The organism is Pseudomonas sp. GM55 (genome assembly GCF_000282395.1).
In the GTDB taxonomy this organism is placed as follows: domain Bacteria; phylum Pseudomonadota; class Gammaproteobacteria; order Pseudomonadales; family Pseudomonadaceae; genus Aquipseudomonas; species Aquipseudomonas fluorescens_CC.
This window is the reverse complement of sequence record NZ_AKJJ01000157.1, coordinates 1-9,849: the sequence shown is the minus strand read 5'-3', so window position 1 is coordinate 9,849 and position 9,849 is coordinate 1. Positions and strand designations below refer to the sequence as shown.

Genomic DNA, 9,849 nt, shown 5'->3' with positions numbered 1-9,849 from the left:
TTCCAAGTAACCCGCCGTCAGGGCGGAACCCTAAGTGGCCGTGACCGCAGAAACGGATATGTACACCGGTAAAAGACACGTCGCCCAACACCCCGCCATCGCAAGCCGGCTTGCTCACGAAGCCGCCCTGCCAGCCAACCACTTCCTTACAGCTAGCCCGGCAACCTCAGCTCCGCACACAACCCGCCGCCTTCACGATTGCTCAAGGTCAACGACCCGCCAATCGCGATCGCGAGTTGCTGGGCAATCGCCAACCCCAATCCGGTGCCGCCGGTGCTGCGGTTGCGGGAGTTTTCCACGCGGTAGAACGGTTCCATCACTTGTTTCAGTTCCTCTTCGGCGATCCCCGGGCCGCGGTCGAGGATTTTGATCGACAGGTTGCCATCGGCCTGTTTTTCCACCCGCAACTCGGCAGCACCGGCAAACTTCAGCGCATTGTCCGTCAGGTTGACCAGCACCCGGCGCAAGGCGTGGGGGCGGGTGTCGATGACGGCTGCACTCTTGCCTGTGAGCTGAACGTCCTTGCCCATGTCCTGGTAGTCGAACACCAGACTGTCGAGGAACGAGTCGAGGTCGGTGCGGCGGCTTTCTTCGGTGGCGCCGTGGATGCTGCGGGCGTAGGCCACGCCTTCGCGTACCAGGTGTTCCATCTCGCCCAGGTCGTTCCACAGTTTGTCTTTTTCGCTGGAGTCGTCCATGAACTCGGCACGCAGTTTCATGCGGGTGATCGGGGTTTGCAGGTCGTGGGAGATCGCCGCGAGCAATTGCATGCGTTCCTTCAGGTACGCCGCGATGCGTGCCTGCATCGAGTTGAAGGCTCTGGCGGCATGTGCGACTTCGGTCGGGCCTTTTTCGTTCAGGAGCACTGGGTGGGCATTGGGGTCAAGGTTCTCGACAGCGTCGGCGAGGCGGGTGAGGGGGCGGATGGCGATTCTCACCGCCAACCAGGAGCAGGCAAGCATCAGCGCCAGTTGCCCGAGCAACACGATGGGCAGCCAGGGCGACAACGGGACCATCGCCGGGCGGACGTCGATGGTCAGCGGGCTGCCATCGGCCAGGTTCAAGTGCACTTGAAAATGTTTGTTCGGCCCGGGGATGTCGGTAAAGGTCATCGGGTAATCGTGGCCGATGGCGTCCTTGATCGAGGCGATGGCGATGGGCGCATCGGGCATGTCGGTGCGGATGGGCGTGCCCGGCGAGCCCTCATTGAGCAGGTAACTGTAATTGTGTCGTTCCAGTTGTTGCAGCCAGCCGGCCCGCTCATTGGCGGGCAAGCGGTCGAGGATGGCAATGGACGTGGAAACGTCGGTTTCCAGATTGCCGAGCATGGTGTTTTTCGAGGATTCGTAGCGCTCGTAATATTGCGCGCCGAAGGACAGCGCCTGGGCGAGGATCAGGCCGATCAGGAAAATCAGCGACAGCCGCGAGGCCAGGGTGCGCGGCCAATGCAACGCCTGCGTCATGATTGATCGCCCAGGATTTCCACCGGCAGGGAAAACACATAGCCTTCGCTGCGCACGGTCTTGATGTAGGCCGGTTCGCGGGCGTCATCCAGCAGGCGCTGGCGCAGGCGACTGACCAGCAGATCGATGGAGCGGTCGAACAGGTCGGCGTCGCGGCCCTGGGTCAGGTTGAGCAATTGATCACGGTTGAGCACCCGTTGCGGATGATCGAGAAATACCCGCAGCAATCGATACTCGGCACCGCTCAGGGCGACCATGGTGCCGTCTGCATCGAGCAGGTGACGCGCCGAGGTGTCCAGGCGCCAGCGGCCGAAGGCCAACAGGCGGCTGGCTTCGGTCACCACCAGGTTCGGCGGCAGCATGCGGGTGCGCCGCAGCACGGCGTTGATCCGCGCCAGCAGTTCACGGGCAGCGAACGGCTTGACCAGGTAGTCGTCGGCGCCCATTTCCAGGCCGAGGATGCGGTCGGTTTCATCGTTGCGGGCGGTGAGCATCAGCACCGGCGTGGCCTTGTGTTTGCCGGCGCGCAATTCACGACACAGCAGCAGGCCATCGTCCCCCGGCATCATGATGTCCAGCACGATCAGGTCCACCGGGGTGGTTTCCAGAAAAGCGCGCATCTGCCGTCCATCCGCCACGACGGTGGTGCGCAGGCCGTTCTTCTTCAGGTAGTTGCCTACCAGCTCGCGGATTTCGCGGTCATCGTCAACGATGAGGATGTGATCAACGTGATCCATTGGGCCAAACCTCTGATGAATGGGGATTGCCACACAGTCTATCGAGCCTCGGCGGGCGCGCCTGCCGCCCTTTGTATTGCAGTGTATCCGGCCTGCCTGCGGATACACACGAAGGCAAAAAAGCCGATTTCCAGCGGTTTTGTATTGCTTTGTATCCAGGCACCGTTCTGATACGTACCGATTGATTCTCGCCGATTCCCGACACAGACGAGATACCTCGCAGGCTTTTAATAGGTTCCATCGAGGCAAAGCAGAGCGCCTCGGCCCAACGCACAGTTGACCTGTTGAAACCTAGAGGAATCCACCATGAATACCAAAGCCATCTACGCCGCCTGCCTGTTTGCCGCACTGAACATCTGCACCTTGTCGGCCCGTGCCGAAGCCGATGTCGCTCCCAAAACCTACACCTACGGCACCCAACTTGACATCAGGAAAGTGGTGTCGCTGACCGAGGACACTACCCCTTCCTGCGGCGTGGTGAATGCGCGGCTGACGTACCTCGACGCGCAGTCCAAAACCCAGGTGCTGGATTACCGCAAATTCGCCGACAACTGCAACTCGGAAAACTGAGTGTTGCGATCAACAACCGCTTAATCCATTTGAAACAGGAAGGACATCATGAACAACTTTTCCCGCTACCTGACCGCCATCGCCTTTTCCGTCGCCGGTGCGGCAGCCCATGCCAATGCCGCCGTCGAGCAAAGCGCCTGTGCCAGCAACACCTGCTTCCAGCTCACGCCGGTAGCCGAGAAGGGCACCCAGGGCTTCCTGGCGCAAGACGGTTCCAGCCGTACGCCGCAAGGGCAGATGCTCGCCGAGAACGGCACCAGCCGCACGCCTCAGGGGCATTTGCTGGATGAGCAGACCGCTTGAGAACACCCCCAATCCACTGTAGGAGCTGGCTTGCCAGCGAAGACGTCGGCACATTCGATAGAGATGTCACCCGCAAGGCCGCCTTCGCTGGCAAGCCAGCTCCTACGGTAATGATGTGTCGCCCTTTAACCTGTATCAGGTGATCCCATGTTACTCATCGCTTTCCTGGGCGGCATATTGACCGTCCTCAGCCCCTGCATCCTGCCGGTCGTGCCGTTCCTGTTCGCCGGAGCTGACCGCAAACGTTCCTCGATCCTGCTCACCCTCGGCGGCATGGTCCTGACCTTTGCCCTGGTCTCCAGTCTGGCCGTGGTCAGCAGCGAGTGGGTGATTCAGGCCAGCAACACCGGCCGCCACGTTGCGCTGGCGGTGATGGTGCTGTTCGCCCTGTCGCTGATCTCCGCCCGGGTCGGTGACTGGCTGGCCCGTCCCTTCGTGTTGCTGGGCAATCGCATCGACCCGGACTCGCGCAAGATGTCCGGGCCGCTGGCTTCGATCATGATCGGTGTCGCCACCGGGCTGCTCTGGGCACCCTGCGCCGGGCCGATCCTCGGGGTGATTCTCACCAGCGCCATGCTGCAAGGCGCGAACGCCGGCACCAGTTTGTTGTTGGTGGCCTATGGCGCAGGCAGTGCGCTGTCCCTGGGGACCTTGATCTTTGCCGGTCGCGGCCTGGTCAATCGCTTGAAGCCGTCGATTCCGGTCACCGGCTGGTTGCGTCGCGGCGCCGGGGTTGCAGTGCTGGCCGGTGCGGCGGTGATTGCAACGGGGGCCAATGACCTGCTGCTGGCCAACACCTCATCCGAAGGTGTCAGCCGCGTCGAGAAAGGCGTGCTGGAAACCGTGCCGAAAGTCGTCGATTACCTGGTCAGCAAGGTCAAGGCCGACAGCGCCATGGACAATGCTCAGGGTGCGATGCCGTCGCTGTCCGGCGCAGTGGACTGGCTCAACTCGCCTGCACTGACCAACGAAGCCCTGAAAGGCAAAGTGGTGCTGGTGGATTTCTGGACCTTCGACTGCATCAACTGCAAGCACACCTTGCCGTACGTGAAGGACTGGGCGAAGAAATATGAAAAGGACGGCCTGGTGGTGATCGGCGTGCACACGCCCGAATACGGCTTTGAACGCATCATCGACAACGTCAAGGCCAAGGTGAAGGAATACGGCATCACCTACCCGGTGGCGATCGACAACAACTACGCGATCTGGCGCAACTTCGACAACCAGTACTGGCCGGCGCACTACCTGATCGATGCCAAGGGGCAGGTGCGTTACACCCACTTCGGTGAAGGCAGCTACGACACTCAGGAAAAAATGATCCAGCAGTTGCTGGAGGAGGCCAGGGCCAGCGCGCCAAAGGCGTAATCCGATCGATCAATGGCTCACAGGTCTTGCCTCGTGGGCCATGGTTTTTTTCTCCTGACCGCGCCGCCACGCCGCCGGCGGTGCACCAAACTCACGACGGAAGGCCCGGCTGAAAGCGGTATCGGTCTGGTAGCCGACTTCTTCGGCGATCCGCGTCAATGAGCTGTTGCTGCTGCGTAACAGATTGGCGGCGAGCAACATGCGCCATTGCGTCAGGTACTGCATCGGTGACATCCCCACCAACTGCTGGAAGCGTTCGGCCAACACCGATCTTGAAGTGCTGGCGGTGCGTGCCAGTTCGTCCAGCGTCCAGGCGTGGCAGGGTTTTTTGTGCAAGGCGTTGAGGGCGGCACCGACGATGCGGTCACGCACGCCGGCTAGCCAGCCGGTACGGCCTTCGCCCTGTTCGTTCATGTACAGGCGCAGCACTTCGATGAACAGCACTTCGGCGAGTTTGGCCAATACCCCTTCGCCGCCGGGGCGGGGCGAGCGGGCTTCGGCGAGGGCATAGCGCACGGAGGACTCCAGCCAGACACCGGCACTCGAACCGCGCACATTGACCCGCACCACGGCCGGCAATCCCTTGAGCAACATGCCCGCCAGCCGCGTGTCGCACGCCAGGTAGCCGCACACCAGGCGGGTGACCGCACCACCGCCGCCATAACTCAACTGCCGAGGCCGGCGCGCCAGCACCGCATCCAGTCGTGCACCCGTGGCCGGGGGCAATCCCGGTCGGGAGCACATGCGATGGGCGTCGCCTTGGGGGAAGATCACCACGTCGCCCGCGCTCAGCAGCAGCGGCGGGTCATCGCCCAGTTCGACGTAGCACTCGCCCTCGGTGATCAGGTGAAAGATCACCACCCGTTCTGCATCGGGCTCCAGAAACGGCGCCGCCGTGTCGGCACTGGGCGACTGGTAGCACCAGGGCGCGGTGAACCGGGCGTTGATGAAGATCGCGCCGACCAGGTGCACGACACGCAGGGTCTGTGACAGGGCGTCCATTGGGGTTTCCCGTGGAAGGATTTCTGATTGTGAACGCCTCGGCGCGTAACGTGGAATCTCCGGACGATCGGGCAGGCTTGGCCGACGATCGGGCAGGACGCCAACGCCCGTCAGGACGATAGTTTGTCTACGGGGTCAATACCGGCCCTGCCACCCAGAACAAGAAAAGAGAGGTTGCCATGCCGAAGTTCGTGATTGAACGCGAGATCCAGGGCGCCGGAGCTTTGTCGGAAAGGGATTTGAAAGCTGCTTCGCAAAAGTCCTGCCGGGCGTTGCGTGAGTTGCCAGAGGTGCAGTGGCTGCAGAGCTATGTCACCGGTGACAAGCTCTACTGCGTGTATATAGCGCCGAGCGAGGCGCAGATCCAGGAGCACGCCAGAATCAGTGGTTTCCCCGCCAACCGCATTTCCCAGGTCATGAACATCATCGATCCGACAACGGCGGAGTGAATGCCTGCCAGGCCCGATTCGTGTTTCAACCCAGAGACCGTCTCCATGAGTACACCCATTGATCTGACTGCCTTGAAAAACCGCCAGATGGCCTCCTGGGCCAGCGGCGACTACGCCGTGATCGGCACCACCCTGCAAATTGTCGGCGAGCAACTGGCCGAAGCCTGCGACCTGTTGTGCGATGAGCGCGTGCTCGACGTTGCCGCCGGCAACGGCAACGCAACCCTCGCTGCGGCGCGCCGTGGCTGCCAGGTGACGTCCACCGACTATGTCGCGGCCTTGCTCGAACGCGGCGAAGAACGGGCCCGGGCAGAACGCCTGAACGTTTCCTTCCAGGTCGCCGATGCCGAAGCCTTGCCCTTTGCTGACGGCAGTTTTGATGCCGTGCTGTCGACCTTCGGTGTGATGTTCACGCCGGACCAGCCCAAAGCCGCCGCAGAACTGGCGCGGGTTTGTCGCCCGGGCGGGCGGATCGGCCTGGCCAACTGGACCCCGGAAGGCTTCGTCGGCCAGATGTTCAAGACCCTGGGCCAGCACCTGCCACCTCCGCCGGGTGCGAATCCGCCCTCGCGCTGGGGCACCGAAGCCTGGTTGCACGAGCATTTTGAAGAACGGAAATTCCTGCTCCAGGTGACGCGCCGCACGTTCAATTTCCGCTATCGCTCGGCGGCGCATTTCATCGACACCTTTCGCAACTGGTACGGGCCGATGCACAAGGCCTTCGCCGCACTGCCCGTCGACGGCGCCAAGGCCCTGGAGACGGACCTGACCGAGCTGATCAACCGGATGAACCGGGCGGGTGACCGGTCGCTGGTGGTGCCGAGTGAATACCTGGAGGTGGTGATTACACGGCGTTGAGTGGCCATGCATAACCCCGTGTAGGAGCGAGCTCGCTCGCGATGGTCTTCCAGTCGCAGTTTCTGTGGCTGATACACCGCATTCGCGAGCAAGCCCGCTCCTACAAAGGGCCAGTGTCAATGCCCGCTAAATGACCTCCGCACCACGTGCCGCCAGCAACTCGCGCAACACCGACCGATGACAATGCGCTTCATCCTCGCAATAACAGCCCACGGCCAGTGACGTCTGGTGGGACAGCGCGGCCAGCAGGTCGAGCATCTGGCTGGCCGCGGGCTGGTTCATCTCGGCCTTGAACTTGCGTCTGAACACCTCCCAGGCCTTGGCATCCTGCGCAACCTTGGCCTCGGCCACCAACTCCGCACTGGGCGACAGCAGCGGTTGCCAGACATCATAAAAATCCCGAGGGGCGAATTCGGCTTTCGGTACGCCACGGGGAGGGCGGCGAACCGTGCCCAGGCGCAATCCTTCGTCGGGGCGACGGGGTGATCCGAGTTGAACGATATGGACCGGCATGGCTACTTGAGCCGCGATTCGTCGAACCACTCCAGCGCGGTGCGCCAGAAGCAGATGCCCAGGAAGTACGCCGACATCAGCAGCCACAGCCCCATCACCAACGGGTTGATCAGCGGATGGTTGAGCACCAGCGACAAGCTGCAGAGCAGCCAGATGGCCGTCACCGCAATGTTGATCGGCATGAACCGGCGCACCCGAAACGGGTGCAGGAACTTCATCCGGGTCACGGTCAGCAGGGCCAGGCCAATGATCGTAATGAGGGTGATCCACGGCGACGGGGCGATGATGTACAGGCACAGGGCAACCACGTTCCAGGCGGCGGGGAACCCCTGGAAGTAGTTGTCCTTGCTCTTCATGTTGACGTTGCAGAAGCAGAACAGCGACGACACCAGAATCAGCGACACGCTCAGTAGCAAGGTGTAGTTCGGCAAGGGGATGTAGCGATAGATGAACAGCGCCGGGATAAACACATACGTCAGGTAATCGATCACCAGGTCAAGTATCGAGCCATCGAAGCTCGGCAATACTGACTGCACGTTGACCTTGCGCGCCAGCGCACCGTCCAGTCCGTCGACGATCAGGGCGACACCCAGCCACAGCAGGCAATGGGTCGGCTGGTTATCCAGCAGCGACAGGGTGGCGAGGAAAGCGGTGACCACGCCAGTGGCAGTGAAACCATGGGCGCCCCATGCTTTGAGTCTGGCAATGTGCAGGGTTGAGATCACGGGGGCGTTCTCCAGTGAATGAAGCAAGCCAGTTGTCACCCCGCGAACGGGGGCGGTGGCAAAGCGGGTCGGGTTGCAGGTATCGACCGGGTATTCGGGAATAAGGTTCACCACCTATGAATCTTAGCTGCGCCGCAAAAAAACACCCCGGACAAATCCGCGGTGGCACGGGTACGTCGGCCCAACGGTGCTGGCACATTCGCCTGCGAGGTCTATCGTTGCCTGACTGGAAAACCCCTTCCAAAGAGGACAAGCGTCATGAACACCAGCGATCTGCTCGAACAATTATTGCGCGCCGGCCAGGGTTCGATGGCGCAACAGAGCGGCGGCGCCTCGGCCCAGGGCGGGCTCGGCGACCTCGGTGGATTGCTCGGCGGGTTGTTGGGCGGTGGCGCAGGTGCGGGTGCTGGCGGCGCTGGCGCAGGGTTGGGCGGTTTGCTCGGTGGTTTGCTTGGCGGCGGTTCGCCGATGGGCGGTGCTCCGCAAGGCCGCTCCACTGGCGGCGCCAATTACGCGGCACTGGCGTCCCTCGGCATGATGGCGTTCCAGGCGTACCAGGCCTGGCAGCGCAGTCAGGCGTCGGCACCGCAAGAAGCGCCACGGACCGTGGACTTGCTGGCCGGCCCGCAAGTCGAGGAACACAGCCATGCGATCCTGCGGGCCTTGATTGCCGCGGCCAAGGCCGATGGCCGGATCGATGACGCCGAGAAGCAGATGATCAGCACTGAAATCGGGCGTCATACCGACGATCCGCAATTGCAGCAATGGCTGGACGATGAGGTTGCCAAGCCACTGGACGCCAGTGAAGTGGCACAGTCGGCCACCGACCCTGGCATGGCCTCGGAAATGTACCTGGCCAGCGTGATGCTGGTGGACGATCAGCAGGACGCCGAGCGCAACTATCTGGATGAACTGGCCGCGGCGTTGCAGATCGAGCCGGAGCTGCAAGTGCATCTGGAGCAACAGGCCAGGGGTACTGCCTGACGGGGTGTGTCCGTCATAAGCAAAACTTCGCGAGCAGGCAATCACTGCCGAGATGCATCGGTGGGGGGATCAAAAACAACTCGTAGCGAACTCCATATGGCGAGGGAACCTGCTCCCTCGCCACAAGAGCGTGTTACTTGAGGAACGCCTGGAAGTCGGTACCCATTTTGTCGATCGCCGCTTTGAAGTCCTTGGCGGTAACCTTCTGGCTCTCGTTCTCCAGGGCGGTGCCAAATACCTTGCGTACCACTTTGGCCACGGTCTGGTTGCTCTTCGCGTCGATGAACTCGGCTTCGATGAACAGGATGGTTTCCTGGTCACGGTGACCGGTGGCGGCCTGGGTTGCTCCGACTACGGCCGCGATGGGGACCACTTCATACCACTTCATGCCTTCGTTCTCGGCGCTTACCCCGGTGATCGCCGCACGCATGATCAGGGACCGGGAACCTGCCGGTGCGGCGGAGGAGTTAGACACTACGCGGTACTTCTGACCCAGCGTGGCCTTGGCCTTGCTGGTCATGTAGTTCTGAATGTCGGCCAGCGTCTGCTGGTTGACCCGCTCATTGGGTTTGGGCGCCGGGTACAGCTCCAGTTTGTTGAACACCACGGTGTCATAAGCATTCGGGTTCCACGAAGGGCTGACCCAGCGCATCGCGGTTCCACCGCTCGGCGTCTGGACTTCCTGCAGGTTGTTGTAGTTGGACAGGAAACCTGAGTATTGCGCCTTCTCAGTCACTTTCGAGGTGCAACCGCCTAGCAGCAGACTTGCCAGCGCAGCGCCGACCAGCAGTTTTCGGGACAGATTCATAGTGGTGTTTACTCCTTGGATGAAATCGTCGTTCTTTCGTTTGCAGTGCATCAGAATCGCCAGGTCATGTTC

The 9,849-nt window shown here is 61.8% G+C and carries 12 protein-coding genes; 6 read left to right on the top strand and 6 right to left on the bottom strand.

Translation table 11 applies throughout. From position 1 onward, the window contains the following. Positions 1–152: 152 nt before the first annotated feature. Together PMI31_RS29335 and PMI31_RS29330 are read right to left on the bottom strand one after the other, a co-directional pair. A complete protein-coding gene (locus PMI31_RS29335; RefSeq protein WP_008023824.1) occupies positions 153–1,463 on the bottom strand; it encodes an ATP-binding protein in 1,311 nt (436 codons plus the stop codon). Beyond that, positions 1,460–2,200, bottom strand: coding sequence for a response regulator (locus tag PMI31_RS29330; protein WP_008023822.1), 741 nt, complete (start codon positions 2,198–2,200; stop codon positions 1,460–1,462). Before PMI31_RS29330 ends, PMI31_RS29335 begins: the two co-directional genes overlap by 4 nt. A gap of 306 nt (positions 2,201–2,506) precedes the next feature. On the opposite strand from PMI31_RS29330, the gene PMI31_RS29325 reads away from it, so the two are divergent. The 3 genes from PMI31_RS29325 to PMI31_RS29315 all read left to right on the top strand — a co-directional run bounded on the left by PMI31_RS29325 (position 2,507) and on the right by PMI31_RS29315 (position 4,438). After that, positions 2,507–2,770, top strand: coding sequence for a DUF2790 domain-containing protein (locus PMI31_RS29325; RefSeq protein WP_008023820.1), 264 nt, complete (start codon positions 2,507–2,509; stop codon positions 2,768–2,770). Between the two features lie 48 nt (positions 2,771–2,818). Further along, on the top strand, positions 2,819–3,073 hold the full coding sequence (locus PMI31_RS29320) for a hypothetical protein (protein ID WP_008023818.1): 255 nt from the start codon (positions 2,819–2,821) through the stop codon (positions 3,071–3,073). A 147-nt stretch (positions 3,074–3,220) separates the two neighbouring features. Beyond that, entirely contained in the window at positions 3,221–4,438 is a 1,218-nt protein-coding gene (locus PMI31_RS29315) for a cytochrome c biogenesis protein DipZ (protein WP_008023816.1), read from the top strand. Between the two features lie 9 nt (positions 4,439–4,447). On the opposite strand, the gene PMI31_RS29310 is transcribed toward PMI31_RS29315, so the two are convergent. Next, a complete protein-coding gene (locus PMI31_RS29310) occupies positions 4,448–5,440 on the bottom strand; it encodes an AraC family transcriptional regulator (RefSeq protein ID WP_008023815.1) in 993 nt (330 codons plus the stop codon). 179 nt (positions 5,441–5,619) lie between these two features. On the opposite strand from PMI31_RS29310, the gene PMI31_RS29305 reads away from it, so the two are divergent. Further along, positions 5,620–5,889, top strand: a complete 270-nt coding sequence (locus PMI31_RS29305) for a DUF4242 domain-containing protein (protein WP_008023813.1) — start codon at positions 5,620–5,622, stop codon at positions 5,887–5,889. A gap of 45 nt (positions 5,890–5,934) precedes the next feature. Then, complete coding sequence (locus PMI31_RS29300; protein WP_008023811.1) at positions 5,935–6,747, top strand: class I SAM-dependent methyltransferase; 813 nt, start codon at positions 5,935–5,937, stop codon at positions 6,745–6,747. 126 nt (positions 6,748–6,873) lie between these two features. Here the strand turns inward: PMI31_RS29300 and PMI31_RS29295 are convergent, their stop codons facing one another. Both PMI31_RS29295 and pcsA read right to left on the bottom strand, forming a co-directional pair. Further along, the gene (locus tag PMI31_RS29295; protein ID WP_008023810.1) at positions 6,874–7,260 is read right to left on the bottom strand and encodes a DUF488 domain-containing protein; all 387 of its coding nucleotides are present in this window, start codon (positions 7,258–7,260) and stop codon (positions 6,874–6,876) included. Positions 7,261–7,262: 2 nt separating this feature from the next. Continuing rightward, entirely contained in the window at positions 7,263–7,985 is a 723-nt protein-coding gene (pcsA, locus tag PMI31_RS29290) for a phosphatidylcholine synthase (protein ID WP_008023809.1), read from the bottom strand. 258 nt (positions 7,986–8,243) lie between these two features. On the opposite strand from pcsA, the gene PMI31_RS29285 reads away from it, so the two are divergent. Beyond that, positions 8,244–8,969: a tellurite resistance TerB family protein gene (locus PMI31_RS29285; RefSeq protein ID WP_008023808.1), complete on the top strand. Its 726-nt coding sequence runs from the start codon at positions 8,244–8,246 to the stop codon at positions 8,967–8,969. A 133-nt stretch (positions 8,970–9,102) separates the two neighbouring features. Here PMI31_RS29285 and PMI31_RS29280 read toward each other — a convergent pair whose 3' ends face one another. After that, positions 9,103–9,777, bottom strand: a complete 675-nt coding sequence (locus PMI31_RS29280; protein ID WP_043302747.1) for a DUF3313 domain-containing protein — start codon at positions 9,775–9,777, stop codon at positions 9,103–9,105. Between the last annotated feature and the right edge of the window lie 72 nt (positions 9,778–9,849).

Excerpts from the sequence above, each read along its gene's own strand:
- PMI31_RS29280 (WP_043302747.1), bottom strand. The coding sequence starts at position 9,777 with ATGAATCTGTCCCGAAAACTGCTGGTCGGCGCTGCGCTGGCAAGTCTG.
- PMI31_RS29305 (WP_008023813.1), top strand. The coding sequence starts at position 5,620 with ATGCCGAAGTTCGTGATTGAACGCGAGATCCAGGGCGCCGGAGCTTTG.
- PMI31_RS29335 (WP_008023824.1), bottom strand. The coding sequence starts at position 1,463 with ATGACGCAGGCGTTGCATTGGCCGCGCACCCTGGCCTCGCGGCTGTCG.
- PMI31_RS29310 (WP_008023815.1), bottom strand. The coding sequence starts at position 5,440 with ATGGACGCCCTGTCACAGACCCTGCGTGTCGTGCACCTGGTCGGCGCG.
- PMI31_RS29315 (WP_008023816.1), top strand. The coding sequence starts at position 3,221 with ATGTTACTCATCGCTTTCCTGGGCGGCATATTGACCGTCCTCAGCCCC.
- PMI31_RS29285 (WP_008023808.1), top strand. The coding sequence starts at position 8,244 with ATGAACACCAGCGATCTGCTCGAACAATTATTGCGCGCCGGCCAGGGT.
- PMI31_RS29325 (WP_008023820.1), top strand. The coding sequence starts at position 2,507 with ATGAATACCAAAGCCATCTACGCCGCCTGCCTGTTTGCCGCACTGAAC.
- PMI31_RS29330 (WP_008023822.1), bottom strand. The coding sequence starts at position 2,200 with ATGGATCACGTTGATCACATCCTCATCGTTGACGATGACCGCGAAATC.
- PMI31_RS29320 (WP_008023818.1), top strand. The coding sequence starts at position 2,819 with ATGAACAACTTTTCCCGCTACCTGACCGCCATCGCCTTTTCCGTCGCC.
- PMI31_RS29295 (WP_008023810.1), bottom strand. The coding sequence starts at position 7,260 with ATGCCGGTCCATATCGTTCAACTCGGATCACCCCGTCGCCCCGACGAA.
- PMI31_RS29300 (WP_008023811.1), top strand. The coding sequence starts at position 5,935 with ATGAGTACACCCATTGATCTGACTGCCTTGAAAAACCGCCAGATGGCC.